Source organism: Flavobacterium sp. AC267, assembly GCF_979258715.1.
The window spans coordinates 4093910-4110932 of the sequence record NZ_OZ409875.1 but is presented as its reverse complement, the minus strand read 5'-3'; the positions used below and the strand labels follow the sequence as shown (position 1 = coordinate 4110932).

Here is a 17023-nt window from a genome sequence, read left to right as displayed (position 1 = left end):
GAATCAGGGTTTGCGTTTTAAAATTTCATTTTTATTGTTGGGTTTCATGGAGGCCCCGGCGCACCGCATCACCGCATCAAAACCGTAGCGTGTTTTCATTCGGTCCATGGCCTGATAGAGTGCGAGCATTTCCTCGGTATCAGTAAAAAGATCAATTTGGCAGGTGCCCCTGACCAGTCCGCTGAACCGCGACCCGATAAGACGCAGTCTCATTCTTCTCTGGTAGAGTTTATCGAATAACTCCGTAACGGTTTTGGTCAGAATATGATCCGCCGCGGTATACTGCACGCGGCACTGTTTGGTTTCAGTGTCAAAATTGGCATATCGGATTTTAACCGTTACCGTAGAGGCCAGCCAATGCTCGGAGCGGAGCTGATAGGCGAGTTTCTCCACCATGCCGAGCGACGACCCTGTTCAGTTTGGGCATATCGATGGTGTCTTGGGAGAAAGTATGTTCGGTAGAAATGGACTTTCTTTCGGTGTAAGGTTCAACAGGATTATTGTCAATGCCGTTGGCTTTTTTCCAGAGTTCGATGCCGTTTTTTCCGATCAGCTCGCCGCAGGGCTTCAGCCGGCATTTCAGAAAGGGTCTGAATGGTGCGGATGCCGATGCGCGAGAGCGACTCAAAGGTTTTTTGTCCCACCATTGGAATTTTTTGAATGGACAGCGGATTTAAAAAAGGCCGCACCAGATGCTCTGGTATCTCAAGGTTCTGTTGCTGTTTTCCTTCCCCGGTGCCGATTTTGGAAACTGTTTTGTTGACCGAAAGCGCAAAGGTGAGGGGAAGCCCTGTCTGCTTGGTAATGCGCTGCGCGAGTTCATCAGTCCATTTGTAACTGCCGTAGAATTTATCCATTCCCGTTATGTCCAGATAAAACTCGTCAATGCTGGCTTTTTCCACTACGGGCGCTTTCTCCTGAATGATTTCAGTAATATCATGCGATAGTCTGGAATAGAGTTCCATATCGCCTTTCATGATTTTAGCCTGCGGGCAGAGCTTCACGGCCATATGTATCGGCATGGCCGAGCGCACGCCGAATCTTCGCGCTTCATAGGAACACGAAGCGACCACACCTCTTTCCCCGCCGCCAATAATTAAAGGAATTCCGTTAAGCTGTGAATTGGTTAGTCTTTCGCAGGAAACGAAAAACGTGTTCATGTCAATGTGTACAATAGCCCTGCTCATATTCTTTTCATTTTATACTTGTCAAAATTAGCACAGACAGCGACAAAAAATAAAATATAGTTGTTATTAATAATAACAAAATTGAAAAGTCCTTATTTTAGGATGGGTTGCAAAACAGGGGGAGTAGTGTTATTTTGGCTTTATTCAGAAATTACGGAAGATTGATAGAAGCTTTGTTGGTGCTTTTTTATATTTTTATATTTTATATATTTTTTTTTATTTTCTTTATTATGACCGGTAAAAGGGAGATCGATGGAGTGGGGGATTATTTTTAGTGGGTAGTATTTGATAGTTGATTGATATGTATTATTTAGAGATTTAAGATTTAAAGGGTGTAGGGTAGAGGTCTGTATCCGCGAGTAAGATACCGCTGTAAATGAATATGATTTATTGCTATCAAGATTTTCTATCAGTATTCCTTAACTATTCTGTTTCCTTATTAAGTAGCGGGAAGTATTCAATTATCTAAAAGATTATCTCGAATTATTACAATGTTTTAGAATACTCGTCTTACTACTTTTTCTGCTTTTTGTTTTGTATAGTTACTCATGTAAGTACCAAATAGTATCAATCAAATTAAAAGTCCATTTGATAGTTTATGAAATAAAAATCCTATTTTTGAAAATAAATAACACTGACAGTTGTCAGACATAGCCACCCAATTTAGGGTGCATAAGTCGGACGTTGTCAGACATATATACAAGTTACCTGTCATTGAAGAAACCAAACGCAAAAAAAACTATATAGAATTATGAATTCAAAATTGACAATAATAATCCTTCTTTTTATTATTCAAATTTCGACGGTAAGCTGTCAAAAAAAAGAATATAATAAACCAGTAAAAACTCATGAGTATATTAACTTAACATCTTCTGATAAAAGTGGAAAGATAATGGAAGAAAATAAGTTTTGGGAATTAATTGAAGTTTCAAGAATTCAATCTAAAGATAATTATGAGCTTCAAATAAACATATTAAAAACTGAACTTCTAAAACTTGAACCTAAAGAAATTGAAAAATTTGACAATACATTTTCTGCTCTTTTAGCAGGCTCATATAATTGGAATCTTTGGGGTGCTTCTTATGTTATAAACGGAGGTTGTTCGGATGATTGTTTTGATTATTTCAGACAATATTTAATTGCTCATGGTAGAGAAAAATTTTATGAAACAATTGCAAACCCTGATGATTGTGCATATTGGATTAAATCCGAAAGTGAAGAATTATGGGAAGGACTTCAATATTCGGCTTACGATGCTTATAAAGAGAAAACAGGAAAGGATCTTCCAAAAACATATCATCCTGATTGGACGCTCAAAGGAAAAAAATTTGACGAAAACACAGTACAAGAAAAATATCCAAAACTTGCGGAAAAAATTCCACTGAATAAGATCAACGACAGGTAACAGCCACTACAACGGATTTGGGCATTGGGCTTAATGGAAAGATGGTCTTGTATTTGGGATGATTTGGCAAATCCGAAAGATAACGCTGATTTAATCCCAAACTGCTTGTAGCGCGAGAACGTTATGAGCTAGCTTTAAACACCAACAACTTAAATGAGAAACAAACAAAGACATGGATGCTTAACAGCTTGGTTAATATATTTAATAATTTCATATTCAATAGTTTCATTAGGTTTATTTTACAATATAGACAGTATAGTCCAAAGATTTAAGTATATTACATCAGAAAATTTGTTGCTAATTGTTGCTTCAATTGAAATCTTAAATGTCTTATTTTCATTTATGCTTCTTAAATGGTTTAAACTTGGCTTTTGGGGATTCTTATCTACAAGTACATTATTATTTATCATTCAAATAATGAATACTAACAACATTCTTACGCCAATTATCACAGTCATTGTAATGCTAATTATGTATGGATTATTAAAACTTAAAAAAAGAAATGTTTCTGGTTGGGATAATTTAGACTAGAAAACCTACTGTAGTATCCGACGTTCTGAGCAAACTTCAATACAACCGTTTAAAACAAACATGGAAAAGGAATCCGAAAATAATTGGCCTGAATTTGATATAAGAAACTGGAAAGATATTCCAGTAATTTCTCGCCGAATTGCAACCGAAGAAGAAGCCCGAAAAGGTATTGCGGTTTTCTGCTTACAAAATGCCGGCGGAGAACATAAATTTTTTGAAATTGAGTTGCCTAAAATGGCTTACTTAATAGAGGAAGAAACAAACGAAAAAGAATTAATTGTGGCAATTCAAGCGGAAGAATCAAAACATGGAATTGTGATTGGTTATAGAAATCCGAAAGGTGGCAATGGAGCATGTCTCCTTAATGAATTGGATTTTCTAAATGATGTAGAAGCAGAAAATATAACTAAAAAAGCCAGCTCATAACAGCTACTACAACGGATTTGGCAATTGGCTTAATGGAAAGTTGGTTTTGTATTTGGAATGACTTGTCAAATCCGAAAATAGGGATTAATTTAGTCCCAAACCTGCTGTAGTACCAGAACGTTGGCAGTAATTGTTCCACAACTAAATCTTAAACGAGAATGAAACTTCTAAAAGGCTGTTTAATAACATTAATATTATTTATTGTCGTTTGTGTAATTGGATGGCTTTTTCTCGAAAATAATGTTAGTGGAAACTTATCAAGTTTAAATCAGAATGTAGAAAAGAATTGGGAAAATTATGTTGCGAACTTAAAAGAAAGAAATGCAGAATTTACTCAACAGAAAATTAAAAATGATAGTTTGAAATATTACTCAGAAAGTTCAAAAAAAATTATTGATTCTAAAGATTATCTAAAAGAACTTGAATTGATTGAATACAAATTAAATAAAATTGCAATGTCAAATAGCTTTAAGTCAAATTTAAATGACAAGCTCAATTCCAACTTAGACAATTATAACCAAGCAGTTAGAGAATATAATGTTTACAGAATCCGATTTCCAAATTCTATAATTGCTCGAAGAATGAATTTTCGTAAATCGTACAAGTATTTTGACATTAGATATGGAGTTGAAAATGAAAAAGTTATGGCAAGAAAAAAAGAAATGGAAAATTGGGTTAAAAATGGGGGCGAATATCCACAATAACAACTACTGGTAACAGCCGTTTGGCGAAATTGGGGTTTTAGGCTGAATTTAAAGATGGTTTTGTGTTTGAAAAAGTTGTGTTTTAACCGAAAAATCCCCCATCTTTATTCCCCTACCTCACCAAGCGCCAGAACGTTAGCGGTCAGTTTAAGAAGCCGAAGGAAAAACGACAAAATATGAAGATCGAAAGAAAACAGTTAATAGAATTATGCGACAAGTTTCTTAAAGATGAAATTCAAAAAAATGATTTGTCAAATTTTGCTTGGAATTGTATAGCTTCCGAAGAAATAGATTGGGATGAAAATGACGAAATAATTTCTGAGACAATTTTTGATTGGGATAACGAAGAAATAAACTTTCCCATCAATAAAGTTAATATGAAACTATGGAAAAATAGACTTGAAAACGATGTGGACGAATTAATGGTTTATAACAATTGGAATATTCATATTGAAAAGCAGAAATCAATTTGTGAAAAATATGGCTCAAATTGGAGACCCATCAATAAAACTCTTAAAATTGGCATTTCAGAAAATTTAGATTTAGAGAAATTAAATGGATTAAGACACAGAACTAAAAAAGACGAAGTTTGTTGGTTCATTTGGAGCGGAGAATATTCGGAAGACGACAATTTTTTTCAACCAATTTGTGCTGAACATTTATTGCAAAGAAAACCAAAACTGATTGACTATTTGGGACTTGACGAAGGATTTAGATTTCTAATAACCGAAAATGGCTATGAAGATGTTTGGTTTGACGAAAAACTGTTGGAAATAGAAAAACCGAACCGCTAGCGACCGTTACACGAGATTTGGGCATTAGGTTTAATTAAAATATAGTTTTGTACTTGGGAAATTTGTGCTTAACCGAAAAACCTCACATCTTTAATCCCAAACCTCGTGTAGCGCCAAGACGTTATGTGGCATTTTAAAGACCGAAACTACGAATGATAATTGAAGCAGAAATAATAAGTCAACCATATTCAGGAGAATACACCGAAAGAATTTACGACAACGAAAGTGCGTGGAATTCTCAAAGTTGGACATTTATAAAGTTCATAAATGATGATTATTCAGAATGGTGTGGACAGTTTCGTGGGTTTCCAAAGAAAGTTACTATTTCGACAATTCAAGATATTATTTTGGTCTTGACTTCCGACTATTTATTTCAACTTGACAGAGAAACAGGAAATTTGACAAATTGGGAAGATCAACCACAATATCAAAATCTGACAGTCGCACCGAATGGAGATTTTATTCTTGCTGACTATTACAACTTTGAAAAAGTTACCACAAGTATAAAACAGAAAGAACCTATTGAAAGCCCAATTCAAATGGACATAATTGAGTTTAAAGATTGGGAGAAATCAAAGCTTGAATTTACTTGTGATGAATTCTTAAATTGGGACAGACATTTAACAATGATATACGACAGCGAAACGAAAAAAAATTGAAATTGTAAATGGCTAAATTGAAAATACGATTTATTGATGTTATCTATGGAATTACAATTATCGTGATAGACCTATTCGTGTTTATTCTATTGGGAGTTTTACTTATGGGCTATGACGATAATTATGACAGTTTAGAGGGCGAATATTGGAGTCTTGCAAGTATGAACACATCAGAGAAAATAATATATATTTGTTACAATTCTTGGATTATTTTAAACATAATCGGACTTGCATACTTCTTTTGGAAAATATACGAGAGAACAAAGAAAAACGCCATAGATGCTACAACGGATTTGGGTATTTGACTTAATTGAAAGATGGTTTTGTATCTGGGATGATTTGGCAAATCCGAAAATAGGGCTTAATTTAGTCCCAAACCCGCTGTAGTGACAGAACGTTATAGCGCATTTCCAACATGACACAAAACAACACTAGAATATTTAAATCTATTTGGTTCATACTTGGACTAATAGTTCTGTTACTAAATGATTTTATTTTAAAAGAACTGTATGGAAATTGGTTTACTGGGAAACTATCAGATTTTGCTGGACTCTTTGTATTTCCTCTATTTTGGATCGCATTTTTTCCTAACCACAAGAACAAGATTTTCATTTTCACAGCATTCACATTTGTGTACTGGAAATCGCCGTATAGTCAAACATTAATAAATTTATGGAATAATTTAGGGTTTTGGAATATTTACAGAACTGTCGATTATTCAGACTTAATTGCATTGACAATTCTTCCTTTAGCATATCATATTGAAGCTTTAAAAGAAAAAACAATCATAATTCGCATTACTCCATATATTCCACTAATTATTTGTTTCTACGCTTTTATAGCCACTTCTCGACCGAGATCCAATACTTGTTTTGATGACAACACTGCTGTTTATCATATAAAGCATTACTCTCGTGAAAGTTTTATGACTGAACTAAAAAGTATTGGACTTGACGTTACTTCATCAAAGTATAACAACACAAAATATGACGATGAGCATACAGAAATAGATAATCCAAATGATTCAATAAATAATTTAGTTATTCTCATTGGTGATTTCAATAAGTCGAATCATACAGTAGAAGTTTCTCTAGGATGGTGGACATATATCAATAATCCAAATCGTATGCTTGGCGCTGAAGAATTAGAAAATCAAAGAGCTTATGTAAAATCAGTTTTTGAGCAGAAAGTAGTCAACAAATTATGCAAATAAAACGCGCTATAACAGCTTGGCTAGATTGGGGTTTTAGACTTAATTCAAAGTTGCTCTTGATTTTAAAATTTTGTGCTTAACCAAAATATTAATCTTAATTTAGTCCCCAACCTCGCCATGCGGCGGGACGTTATGTGTAATGCCACAGAAAACCGAAAAATGAGAAATATTAAATCAATTTTTACTTTTATCTTAGTTCTGACTTTTGCAAATATTTATGCACATAAAGACCGAATTGAAAAACCACAATCATTTAAATTTACTTTTGAGAATAAGGAAGTTGTGAAGTTTAATTCATCAGATCCAAAATTAAAAATATTTTGTAATGAAATAGTTAGTCGAAAAAGAAAGCTCGTTGAAGCGCAATTGACATACAAAACTGGAGAAATTATAACGGTAAAATATGACGGTAAAAATTGGACTTCCATAAAAATATCCAATAAAACTGAAGATATATTTATCCCGAAAAATGTTTTGAAAAAAATTACTGAGATTCATTTCTCAACTTTAAGTCTATTATGGTCGGGAGATAATGAATCTGCATTTAATTCATCCTATTTTTATATTACGTTTGAAATTGGGACTATTAAATATTTTAACGAATTACCAAGTTTGAGTATATTTTTTGAAGACCCGATTTTTTTTGGAGATAAGAAATTTTCAAAGTGTACAATAGAAAAGCAAGTCGAAGAAAATTCGACTCAATCATTTAACTTTTAATATAACGAAAGGCACTACACATAACATAGATGCTACAACGGATTTGGGCATTATGCTTAATGGAAAAATGGTCTTGTATTTGGGATGATTTGCTTCGCCTGTTCGCTATCGCTCGGGTGGCAAATCCGAAGAATGGTCTTAATTTAGTCCCAAACCCGCTGTAGTGCCAGAACGTTAGCGGTCAGGCTAAAACGACACCGTACAGTAAACAGAAACTATGACAGACGTAAACATATACAAAGGCGAGTTTTGCATTTCAACCGACAAGGCAAAATTAGACATTGACGCCATTCACGAATTTTTATCAACCAAAGCGTATTGGTGCATAAATATTCCGAAAGACAAGGTGCAAACTGCTATTGAAAATTCATTCTGCTTTGGTGTTTACCAAGACGAAAAACAAATTGGCCTTGCAAGAATCATTACCGATTTTTCAACGATTGCCTATTTGGGCGACGTATATATTTTAGAAGAATACAGAGGATTGGGGCTTTCTAAATGGTTAATGGAAACGGTTATGGACTATCCGAGTCTACAAGGTTTAAGACGTTGGATTTTACTCACAGGAGACGCACACGATCTATATCGTAAATTTGGGTGGATAGACATTGCAGACCCAACCAAATGGATGGAACTTCATGATAAAAACGTTTATTCAAAGTAGCAATGACAGGACAAAAAACAGCCCGAAATAAGCCCGAACCGATAACAGACGCTACAAGTAATTTGGGTTTTAGCCTTAATTTGAAATTGGTTTGTATTTGGAAGATTTACTTCGTCTGTTCGCTATCGCTCGGGTGGCAAATCCGAAGAATGGGCTTAATTTAGTCCCAAACTGCGTGTAGCTCCAATACTTTGTCTTATTCGCAGACAGAAGGTTGATTAATGGAGCTACCTGGCATTTTTTTAAAAGTCCAGTAACAGGATTGCAAGGAGCATCCCAGCCTTTGATAAAAGCGCTTGAAAGCAACGGAATTACAATAATTAATCATTAAAATATGTATAAGATAATTAATAATTTACCAATCGATTACCATTTCAGTTCTAAAACCAAAGACGAGTTAAAATCTTATGGTGATTGGTTCTTTGAGGGTAAAAATTTAAGGATAGAAGCTTTAATTGATATTGTCAGATCAACTCCGAAATTTGATAATTGGGAAGCAGATTTTACTGTTGACTCATTGAAAGATTTGGGAAAATGGCTGACAACTGCAATTGAAACAGAAAAAATCCCTATAGATGAATACATTCAAAAAAGGGCAAATGTTCTGGATTATATAACTATTAAGGATTGGGATTTAACAACAAAAACACGTTCCATTTTAGTTGATACAGCAATATATTTTGGAGAAACATTTATTAACGAAAATAAAGGACTTAAATGGCAACAATATTTTTCAAAAAATAAAAAAGATGTTAATCATGGACATGTTGTCATAAAATTAAAGAATAAGGAACTTAATCCTGTTTGGTTGTTGTATATTCTTGGAGGTAAATTAGTTGAGAAGGAAAAAGGTAATTATGATGCCATTTATGATTTATTTAAAATATGGGAAAAATTTATTTAAATTAATTTTCTATCAATTTTAGATTTTGTCCCCGCTAGCGCTTTCGTCCCGCTCGTGAACGCAAATAAATAAAGCAAAAGCCATTCTACTACGGGATGGCTTTACTTTTTTAAATCTTTTTTTGTCAGCGTATGTATTATTTAGAAAGTATTAAATCAAAAAAAGCTTCAGATTTCTATAAAGTTTTACTTAGCGACGGGAACAGGATTCGAACCTGTTAACAATAAAAACAACTAAAATAAAAATAATGTAATACAATTTCAAACCTAACTTATAACAGTATTTTGCTGTGGTTTTACTTTTTCAAAATGAAATGTACCACTATTAAATAACATGTCGTCTTATTCTATTCTAACTCAAGTAAAAGGCGGTGCCTGCTGTTTGATAACACAAAGCAGATGGATTGCAGTTGGTTGTTTAGCACCAGTTTTCATTCCAAACGGCTAAAAAGGGCGCCAAGATAGCGTCATTGCGTCTGCCGCGTGCGCATAACGGACTTCGTTTCCTTTGTCCGCCCTTCGGGACTTATAGCACTGCGCATCTGCTATAACGCTTGATCTGGGCTTTCTTTTTTTTCGTTTTTTCTTTTGGAAACAATTTATAGTATAGGGTGGAGGGTGGTTTAGGAAAGAGAATGGAGAAATTAGTTCTTCTTTCTTTCTTTCTTTCTTTCTTTCTTTCTTTCTTTCTTTCTTTCTTTCTAAAGATGTTTTCTAATTATGATTTTGTACGGTGATGGTAAAATTGATTAGGTTAGCGAATTTGTTTAAATGAATAGACTATTTAAAAGTTAGTTAATTAGTTAGTTAGTTAGTTAGTTAGTTAGTTAGTTAGTTAGTTAGGTTTTTCCTTTTATTTTTTGCAGATATTTTAATTTGATTTTGGCCAGTGAAGGAGGAGGCTGGTTGGGGTGGGAAGTTGATTTCGATCCGAGAATTTTTATTTATTTTTTAAAGAATTTATATTAGAGAGCAATAATTAAATGAGATAAAAAAGGATAACACGGGAAAGTAATTGGGCGAATTATTTTTAATATTAATTGAACTTAATGCTTTAATGGTTTAGTTTGCCGTGTTTTAATTTTTGGACACGGGCTTAACTGCTTAAAAATTCTATAATTAAATTTGTTCAGCAGTTTAAATCAATAACTTAATGTTTCGTAATTAACTTGCTTTGATCCCTAAATTCGCTTGGTGTAAAGCCCATTTTACGCTTAAAAGTCCGATTGAAATTGGAAATATTATTAAATCCACTGTCATAGCAGATTTCTTTTATAGATTGTTCCGATTCAAATAACAATCGTGCGACAAGACCCAGACGCAAATCAGTAATATAATCGGAAAAAGAACTATTGGTACATTTTTTAAAATAATGGCTAAAAGCCGATTCTGACATATTTACTAGATCTGCGACTTCCTTTAATTGTATTTTATTCTGCAGATTTTCTTTAATAAAATCATTTACTTTTTCTATTCTCTGGCTTTCAGGAAAACTGTAATAGTCAACATACGAATGAGAAGCAAGATTTTTGGTATTCTTTGCAATAGCCAAGTCATGTAAAATGGAAAGAAAGTTTAATAATGAATCAAAATCTTGAGAATCTGAAAGCTGTACTATCTTTGGTTTCAGTGCTTCAATAGTTTCTTTAGAAAAGGCAATACCTCTTTTGGATCGTTCCAATAATTCTCTAATAGGAAGCGCCAGTTTTCGGTTTAAAGTTTTTTGAGAAAATAAATCTTCATGAAACTGAATCGTAACCACATGCGCGTCATTATTGTCTTTTATTCCAGTCCACAAATGCGGCGTATTCGGACCAATGAGCGCCAAATCACAATCTGTATATTCTACAACTGAATCGCCGATAATTCTTTTTCCAGATGAATTTAGAACCAGATTCAATTCGATTTCTGGATGAAAATGCGACGGAAAATCAAATTTAGCGTGCATATGATTGAGTACGATAAAAAAGTCATCGTCTGAAATTGGTACTAATTCTCTTAAGATATTGCGTTTTTCGTTCATAATAGTATTATTATATTTCATCATAAGATAATAAACTTGTCCAAAAATAGATATTTTTTTTCTGTTATACGTAATTATTTAAGGTTTAAAAAATAATTTATTCATATAAAGACTATAATTTTAAATTAAAGTACTATTTGTTATTCATTAAAGTATTATCATTTGATCGTATTTACAAAATCAATACGAAAACGAAGTAGTTAATTTGTCCTGAAACTAATAACTAATCTTTAACCGATCAACAAATGAAAAAAAAATGGACAAAAAGCTTACTTTTTTGTATTCTGTTTGCTAGCACATTTGCGACTTACAGTCAGAATATAATAAAAGGTACCGTGGCAGACGAAACCGGTCTGACAATACCTGGAGTAAACATTACAGTAGAAGGTTCTACTAAAAGCGCTTCTACAGATTTTGATGGAAAATTTGAAATCAATGCTCCTGCAAATGCAGTTTTATCTTTTTCTTTTATGGGTTTTGATACCCAAAAGATTGTCGCTTCAGGTAAAAATACATTAAATGTCGTTTTAAGAGCATCATCGCAAAACCTAAAAGAAGTAGTCGTAATTGGATACGGCTCTGTTAAAAAAGCAGATCTTACCGGTTCTGTAAGTACAATTAAAACTAAAGTATTAGAAGATATTCCTTCCAACTCAGTCGAGCAGGTTCTACAGGGGCGAGTTGCTGGTTTACAGGTAACAACTTCGCAAGATCCAGGTTCAACATCCACCGTTAGAATCAGAGGAGGAAGTTCTCTTAGAGGTTCAAAATGCGCCGCTTGTGGTTTTAGACGGTTTTCCGCTTGGAGATGCTGGCGATTTAAAACAAGTTAACGTTGCTGATATCGAAAAAGTCGATGTATTAAAAGATGCTTCAGCTTCAGCAATATATGGTTCTAGAGGAGCAAATGGAGTTATTATTATAACCACTAAATCGGCTAAAAAAGGAAAAACACAAATTTTAGTACAGCAACAGTCTACTGTTTCTGAGTTTAATTCAAAACTGAATTTATGGAGAGATCCTGTTTTAATGGCGCAGTTAAGCAATGAAGGCAGAATTAATGGCGGACAAACACCGCTTTATGTTGGCGCGAATAATTCTAACGGCGTGTATTATCCTTCTATTCAAGAATTACAGTCTGGATCTTGGCCCTATTTTACCAAATGGGACGATGTGACTTTTAGAAATATGCCTCTTGGCAATAATACTATCGTGAGTGTTAACAGCGGTACAGATAAGACAAGCTTCAATTTAAGCGGAAATTATTACAGCGAACAAGGTGTTTTTGTAAAGGACGGTTACAGCAAAGGAGGCTATAATCTTAGAATCAAACATGATGTTTTTGACAATTTCACAGTTCGATTCTCAAACATTGTGAGCAAAGGAAAAAGAAATTCGAACGGCGGTTTAGCGTATTGGAGAAATCCTATTTTCCCAATTTATGATGCCAATGGCGATTATTATATGATTGGCCAAAACGATTATACACATCCGGTTGCGATTACGAATCTTCGTCAAAATGAAACCAAAACGATAGATGTAATCAGTTCTGCTTCTTTAGAATGGCAGATCATTCCTTCTTTAAGATTGACTTCAAGACTAAATTACAAATATGGATCGTCGGTTAATGACCAATATTATCCAAGTAAATATACTGAAACGGGAGATTTTAATAATGGAGCAGGATATATCAACAACTGGGAAGGACAGAATTTTGTTTCAGAAACTTTTGCAAACTATAACAAGACTTTCGGTAAACATGATTTAGGTATTACAGGAGGTTATACTTACGAAAGTTATGTATCTAGAAGTTCAGGACTTGGTGCATTTGATTTTGTGAATGAAACACTTGGAAACGAAAATATGGGTGCTGGAAATCCAGAACGCAACACCGTTTCGAATGGTAAAACAGAAACAAAATTGGTATCAGGAATTTTCAGATTGAATTATGGTTATGCAGATAAATATTTGGCAACAATTACAGCCCGTGCAGATGGTTCTTCCAAATTTGGTAAAAACAATCAGTGGGCGTATTTCCCATCGGGAGCTTTAAGCTGGAAAGCACACAATGAAGAATTTATTAAAAGTTTAAAAGTTTTTGATGAATTGAAATTCCGTGCTAGTTATGGTATTTCAGGAAATCAAGGAATCAATCCGTATCAGACTTTAAGCCGTTATGGTGTAAGTCAGTATTACGATAACGGAAGCTGGGTTTCGGCAATCGGACCTGGATATGTTGTGGGAACAACAGGACAAGATGGAATCGAAAAACTTTGGGGCGGAATTCCAAACCCAGATTTAAAATGGGAAACAACAGCGCAAAGTGATTTTGGTGTTGATATGTCGATTTTGAATAATCGTCTTCATATTGTTTTTGATTATTACAACAAACAAACCAAAGATCTTTTGAGAGAAAGAATCCTAACGCCTTCATCTGGTTATGACAGAATCTGGGTAAACGATGGAGAATTAACCAACAAAGGATTTGAACTTTCGCTTGACGGAGAAATTTATAAAAATCAAGATTGGACAATTAGTGCTCAAGCGGTGTATTCTAAAAACAAAAATGAAATTGTAAGCCTTGGATCAGTAGAACAATCAGGTTTAAATGTTGATCCGAATACAGGAATGCAGTATGAGTATTCTGGAAACAGTTTAGAACAGTTCAGACAATTTCCAAATTTATTAGCGATTGGACAGCCGGTAAATGTTTTCTACGGTTACAAAACCAACGGAATTGTTCAGAATTTACAAGAAGGTATCAACGCAGGTTTAGACGGACAACTGGCACAGGCTGGAGAATTTAAATATGTAGATATTAATGGAGATGGTGTTGTAGATACAAAAGACCAGACTATAATTGGAAACCCAAATCCTGATTTTATGGCGAGTTTAAATTTAAGCGTAAAATACAAACAGCTTGATTTCAGCGTGTTTTTGAATGGTGTTTTCGGACAGGATGTTTTAGATACACAGGCTTTCAATCAGCCTAGCAATGCACCTTTGCGCTGGACATTAGACAATCCAACAAATGATTATCCGAGTTTAAGAGACGGAAGAACTTTGAAATTTTCAGACTGGTGGGTTAAAGACGGTTCTTTTGTGAGAATTCAAAATGTGACTTTAGGATATACTTTAAAACCTGTAAAAAGTGCTTTTCAAAGTGTGAGATTGTATCTAAATGCAAGCAACTTGTACACGTTTACCAAATTTGACGGTTACGATCCTGAAGTAGGAACAGACGGAATTTACTGGGGCGGTTACCCTAGATTGAGCAGATGGACTTTCGGATTAGACTTAACTTTTTAAAACAGTATCAAAATGAAATCAAGATATAAAATAGTAACAATGGCTCTTATTATGAGCGCCTTTGCTTGTGACTTAAACGAAGAACCTTACGGATTTTACTCGGAAGAGAATTTCTATAAAACCGCTTCTGATGCCGAATCCGCAGTAGATTATGCTTATGATGCTTTGACTTTCTTAGAATATTCAAGAGCGATATTTTATGTAGGCGATCTTCCAACTGAAGAATGCGGACCAAAAGGCGATGAAACTGCCGATAATCAGAACTTAGATAAATGGCAGGTTGGGACTTTTAATACCAACAGAATGCTGGGGAATTATTTTAAATACGCCTATATCGCTATTAATAGAGCAAATGCCGTAATTAAAAATGTTCCAGAAGGAAAGTTTGAACAAGAATTAAAGGATAAATTTCTTGGAGAAGCATATTTTTTAAGAGCTTGGAATTATTTCAATCTCGTTAAAAACTTTGGTCGTGTGCCAATGCATACTTCTGTTGTAGAAACCGTAAATCAGACCGTCAGCGCCAATGGCTAAAAATTTGGATGAAGTGTATGATTTTATTATTGCAGATTCCGAAAAAGCAATCGAATTATTAAAAATAAATCAAGCTTTAGGTCGTGCCGATAAAGTAGCAGCTGCAGGCATTATTGGCAAAAGTGTATTTGTACATCGCCTCTTCAAAAGAACATAATGTGCCTCAATATGCAGAAATGACTAAAGATGTTGCGGCAATGTACCAACAGGCGACAGAAATACTCAAACGACGTGATTACAGGACAAAGCGTTTATGGTTTCGAAAATAACCTTCTAAGCATTTATGATGTTGAAAAACCTTTAGGAAAAGAAAATATCTTCTTGCTTTCAATGGACAGAACAGGAGCGACAGAAGGTGATTATTCTAAAATTTCAAAATTGTTTATTCCGTATATCGATGGTGCGACAATTTATTTGAAAAATCCAGATAATACCTATACAAAATCACATGATGGCTGGAGTGTTTTTCAAACTTTGATAAGCTTTTACAACAGTTTTGATAATGCTGATAAAAGAAAAACAGACTTATTTGTTGCCACAACCTATGATGCTTCGGGGGTAGTTTCGGCGCAGTATCCAGGGAAAATTGTGTATCCGTTTACACGAAAATATATTGATCCAAACTTCATTGGAGACAAGACAAGTACAAAACCATTTTTAATCCGCTTTAGCGAAGTGGCTTTAACTTACGCCGAAGCCGCAGGACCTACTACAGAAGGGTATGCGATAATCAATCAAATTAGAAATAGAGCGGGTCTAGGAAATCTGGCTCCAGGTTTAAGTCTAGAAAATTTCAGATTAGCAGTTTGGAACGAACGAGCATTGGAACTGGCTTTTGAAGGAAACCGTTTGTATGATTTACGTCGTTTCAATAAAGTTTCTCAAGTTGTTCCTGCAATGGCTGGAATTACCGCAGAACAAGCCGCATTTTACCCAATACCGCAGACAGAAATAGATTTAAACACAGGTTTATAATTCTTAAAAATAAGTAGTATGAAAAAAATTATATATGTCTTGTTTGTCGCTATGGCATTGATGCAGACAAGCTGTCAAAATGATCCTTTAGAAGATATTGACGAAGGAAACTGGAACAATGAACGCAATGTTCTCGAAATTAAATTTGAAAATCAGGTTGGTAATGCGCAGGTTGTTCGCGTAGACGATCAAACGGGAACAATTAACTTGGCTATTAATGTAGATGCAGTTCCAAATTTGAGCAACATTGTAGTGAAAGAAATTGTATTGTCTTACGGTGCAAAATCTTCTGTAAAAGAAGGCGAAGCGCTGAATTTTGAAAATGCGCAGAACAGTGCAGAGCTTACAGTAACTTCTCCAACAGGAAAATCAAGAAAATACACCGTTACAGCAAGTTCATTTAGAGAATCACTTATCGGAACATATGATATTGATAATTTGATAGTTTACGGAGGAACTGGCCCAGAATATGGCGGAGGAGCTGTTTTAGCTATGAAAGACAAGCCTTGGATTTGGTCTGCAAGCAGAAGGACCAGATAAAGAATTAGACAATCAGCTGGTTTTTAAAATGACGGGAATTACCGAAGACGGAAATACCTACGGAAAAATTACAAATACAGCCGGTGCCGATGGCAAATATGCCGACTTTGTATTTGTTGGAACACCTGTAACTGATGTGAAAAAATTCTACAGACAAATTCCAGTTGGAGAAGGGAAATGGCTGAGAAATTATGCGACAGGAACCATCACTTTCACTTTTGCTGACGGAACTACGAAAGTAGGAACTTTTGAAAATGCTGGAACGGAAAATCTTGGAAACGGAAGTACCAAAACTATTGCACACAATGCTTTTGCTTTCAATTTAAACGGAACAGATGATTGGAGTAAAATTTATACCGATTACGATAAGTTCGTTAAAAAGCCAAAACGTTTCTGGATAGACGTAACAAAAGTAGAATAAAATATAAATGTCATA

19 protein-coding genes and 1 pseudogene are annotated in these 17023 nt (G+C 34.5%); 18 read left to right on the top strand and 2 right to left on the bottom strand.

Annotated features, from left to right (window positions below; translation table 11 throughout):
• Window positions 1-3 precede the first annotated feature (3 nt).
• A pseudogene (dinB, locus tag ACZZ95_RS21750) lies at window positions 4-1187 on the bottom strand (DNA polymerase IV).
• A gap of 763 nt (window positions 1188-1950) precedes the next feature.
• On the opposite strand from dinB, the gene ACZZ95_RS21745 reads away from it, so the two are divergent.
• The 11 genes from ACZZ95_RS21745 (at window position 1951) to ACZZ95_RS21695 (ending at window position 9207) form a co-directional block, all read left to right on the top strand.
• Window positions 1951-2592, top strand: a complete 642-nt coding sequence (locus ACZZ95_RS21745) for a DUF4240 domain-containing protein (RefSeq protein ID WP_463470643.1) — start codon at window positions 1951-1953, stop codon at window positions 2590-2592.
• 153 nt (window positions 2593-2745) lie between these two features.
• Window positions 2746-3123: a hypothetical protein gene (locus ACZZ95_RS21740; RefSeq protein WP_463470642.1), complete on the top strand. Its 378-nt coding sequence runs from the start codon at window positions 2746-2748 to the stop codon at window positions 3121-3123.
• A gap of 60 nt (window positions 3124-3183) precedes the next feature.
• A complete protein-coding gene (locus ACZZ95_RS21735; RefSeq protein ID WP_463470641.1) occupies window positions 3184-3549 on the top strand; it encodes a hypothetical protein in 366 nt (121 codons plus the stop codon).
• 158 nt (window positions 3550-3707) lie between these two features.
• Entirely contained in the window at window positions 3708-4253 is a 546-nt protein-coding gene (locus ACZZ95_RS21730) for a LemA family protein (protein ID WP_463469349.1), read from the top strand.
• A 176-nt stretch (window positions 4254-4429) separates the two neighbouring features.
• Window positions 4430-5047, top strand: a complete 618-nt coding sequence (locus tag ACZZ95_RS21725; RefSeq protein ID WP_463470640.1) for an immunity protein Imm33 domain-containing protein — start codon at window positions 4430-4432, stop codon at window positions 5045-5047.
• Between the two features lie 152 nt (window positions 5048-5199).
• Window positions 5200-5706, top strand: coding sequence for a hypothetical protein (locus tag ACZZ95_RS21720; protein WP_463470639.1), 507 nt, complete (start codon window positions 5200-5202; stop codon window positions 5704-5706).
• An 8-nt stretch (window positions 5707-5714) separates the two neighbouring features.
• Complete coding sequence (locus tag ACZZ95_RS21715) at window positions 5715-6011, top strand: hypothetical protein (protein WP_463470638.1); 297 nt, start codon at window positions 5715-5717, stop codon at window positions 6009-6011.
• Between the two features lie 326 nt (window positions 6012-6337).
• Window positions 6338-6919 (top strand): hypothetical protein, encoded by a 582-nt coding sequence (locus tag ACZZ95_RS21710; protein WP_463470637.1) that lies wholly within the window; start codon window positions 6338-6340, stop codon window positions 6917-6919.
• Between the two features lie 159 nt (window positions 6920-7078).
• Window positions 7079-7639 carry a hypothetical protein gene (locus tag ACZZ95_RS21705; protein WP_463470636.1) on the top strand — a complete coding sequence of 187 codons (561 nt, stop codon included), beginning with the start codon at window positions 7079-7081 and terminating at the stop codon, window positions 7637-7639.
• A gap of 217 nt (window positions 7640-7856) precedes the next feature.
• Window positions 7857-8303 carry a GNAT family N-acetyltransferase gene (locus tag ACZZ95_RS21700; RefSeq protein ID WP_463470635.1) on the top strand — a complete coding sequence of 149 codons (447 nt, stop codon included), beginning with the start codon at window positions 7857-7859 and terminating at the stop codon, window positions 8301-8303.
• Between the two features lie 334 nt (window positions 8304-8637).
• Window positions 8638-9207, top strand: coding sequence for a hypothetical protein (locus ACZZ95_RS21695; protein ID WP_463470634.1), 570 nt, complete (start codon window positions 8638-8640; stop codon window positions 9205-9207).
• A gap of 1149 nt (window positions 9208-10356) precedes the next feature.
• Here the strand turns inward: ACZZ95_RS21695 and ACZZ95_RS21690 are convergent.
• Complete coding sequence (locus tag ACZZ95_RS21690) at window positions 10357-11253, bottom strand: AraC family transcriptional regulator (protein WP_463470633.1); 897 nt, start codon at window positions 11251-11253, stop codon at window positions 10357-10359.
• 221 nt (window positions 11254-11474) lie between these two features.
• Between ACZZ95_RS21690 and ACZZ95_RS21685 the strand changes: the two genes are divergently transcribed.
• The 7 genes from ACZZ95_RS21685 to ACZZ95_RS21655 are packed head-to-tail and all read left to right on the top strand — an operon-like array spanning window position 11475 to window position 17008.
• Window positions 11475-12062: a carboxypeptidase-like regulatory domain-containing protein gene (locus ACZZ95_RS21685; RefSeq protein ID WP_463470632.1), complete on the top strand. Its 588-nt coding sequence runs from the start codon at window positions 11475-11477 to the stop codon at window positions 12060-12062.
• The gene (locus ACZZ95_RS21680) at window positions 12010-14538 is read left to right on the top strand and encodes a SusC/RagA family TonB-linked outer membrane protein (protein WP_463470631.1); all 2529 of its coding nucleotides are present in this window, start codon (window positions 12010-12012) and stop codon (window positions 14536-14538) included. Before ACZZ95_RS21685 ends, ACZZ95_RS21680 begins: the two co-directional genes overlap by 53 nt.
• A 12-nt stretch (window positions 14539-14550) precedes the next feature.
• Window positions 14551-15072, top strand: a complete 522-nt coding sequence (locus ACZZ95_RS21675; RefSeq protein ID WP_463470630.1) for a RagB/SusD family nutrient uptake outer membrane protein — start codon at window positions 14551-14553, stop codon at window positions 15070-15072.
• Window positions 15065-15229, top strand: coding sequence for a hypothetical protein (locus ACZZ95_RS21670; RefSeq protein WP_463470629.1), 165 nt, complete (start codon window positions 15065-15067; stop codon window positions 15227-15229). Before ACZZ95_RS21675 ends, ACZZ95_RS21670 begins: the two co-directional genes overlap by 8 nt.
• Before the next feature lie 29 nt (window positions 15230-15258).
• A complete protein-coding gene (locus tag ACZZ95_RS21665) occupies window positions 15259-16047 on the top strand; it encodes a RagB/SusD family nutrient uptake outer membrane protein (protein ID WP_463470628.1) in 789 nt (262 codons plus the stop codon).
• Between the two features lie 18 nt (window positions 16048-16065).
• A complete protein-coding gene (locus ACZZ95_RS21660) occupies window positions 16066-16587 on the top strand; it encodes a hypothetical protein (RefSeq protein WP_463470627.1) in 522 nt (173 codons plus the stop codon).
• A gap of 28 nt (window positions 16588-16615) precedes the next feature.
• Window positions 16616-17008, top strand: a complete 393-nt coding sequence (locus ACZZ95_RS21655; RefSeq protein ID WP_463470626.1) for a hypothetical protein — start codon at window positions 16616-16618, stop codon at window positions 17006-17008.
• Window positions 17009-17023: the final 15 nt, after the last annotated feature.

What these genes read in the sequence shown, in the direction of transcription:
- ACZZ95_RS21690 (WP_463470633.1), bottom strand. Translation starts at nt 11,253, where the DNA reads ATGATGAAATATAATAATACTATTATGAACGAAAAACGCAATATCTTA.
- ACZZ95_RS21670 (WP_463470629.1), top strand. Translation starts at nt 15,065, where the DNA reads ATGGCTAAAAATTTGGATGAAGTGTATGATTTTATTATTGCAGATTCC.
- ACZZ95_RS21715 (WP_463470638.1), top strand. Translation starts at nt 5,715, where the DNA reads ATGGCTAAATTGAAAATACGATTTATTGATGTTATCTATGGAATTACA.
- ACZZ95_RS21700 (WP_463470635.1), top strand. Translation starts at nt 7,857, where the DNA reads ATGACAGACGTAAACATATACAAAGGCGAGTTTTGCATTTCAACCGAC.
- ACZZ95_RS21735 (WP_463470641.1), top strand. Translation starts at nt 3,184, where the DNA reads ATGGAAAAGGAATCCGAAAATAATTGGCCTGAATTTGATATAAGAAAC.
- ACZZ95_RS21730 (WP_463469349.1), top strand. Translation starts at nt 3,708, where the DNA reads ATGAAACTTCTAAAAGGCTGTTTAATAACATTAATATTATTTATTGTC.
- ACZZ95_RS21720 (WP_463470639.1), top strand. Translation starts at nt 5,200, where the DNA reads ATGATAATTGAAGCAGAAATAATAAGTCAACCATATTCAGGAGAATAC.
- ACZZ95_RS21740 (WP_463470642.1), top strand. Translation starts at nt 2,746, where the DNA reads ATGAGAAACAAACAAAGACATGGATGCTTAACAGCTTGGTTAATATAT.
- ACZZ95_RS21705 (WP_463470636.1), top strand. Translation starts at nt 7,079, where the DNA reads ATGAGAAATATTAAATCAATTTTTACTTTTATCTTAGTTCTGACTTTT.
- ACZZ95_RS21695 (WP_463470634.1), top strand. Translation starts at nt 8,638, where the DNA reads ATGTATAAGATAATTAATAATTTACCAATCGATTACCATTTCAGTTCT.
- ACZZ95_RS21725 (WP_463470640.1), top strand. Translation starts at nt 4,430, where the DNA reads ATGAAGATCGAAAGAAAACAGTTAATAGAATTATGCGACAAGTTTCTT.
- ACZZ95_RS21665 (WP_463470628.1), top strand. Translation starts at nt 15,259, where the DNA reads ATGTTGCGGCAATGTACCAACAGGCGACAGAAATACTCAAACGACGTG.
- ACZZ95_RS21660 (WP_463470627.1), top strand. Translation starts at nt 16,066, where the DNA reads ATGAAAAAAATTATATATGTCTTGTTTGTCGCTATGGCATTGATGCAG.
- ACZZ95_RS21675 (WP_463470630.1), top strand. Translation starts at nt 14,551, where the DNA reads ATGAAATCAAGATATAAAATAGTAACAATGGCTCTTATTATGAGCGCC.
- ACZZ95_RS21655 (WP_463470626.1), top strand. Translation starts at nt 16,616, where the DNA reads ATGACGGGAATTACCGAAGACGGAAATACCTACGGAAAAATTACAAAT.
- ACZZ95_RS21685 (WP_463470632.1), top strand. Translation starts at nt 11,475, where the DNA reads ATGAAAAAAAAATGGACAAAAAGCTTACTTTTTTGTATTCTGTTTGCT.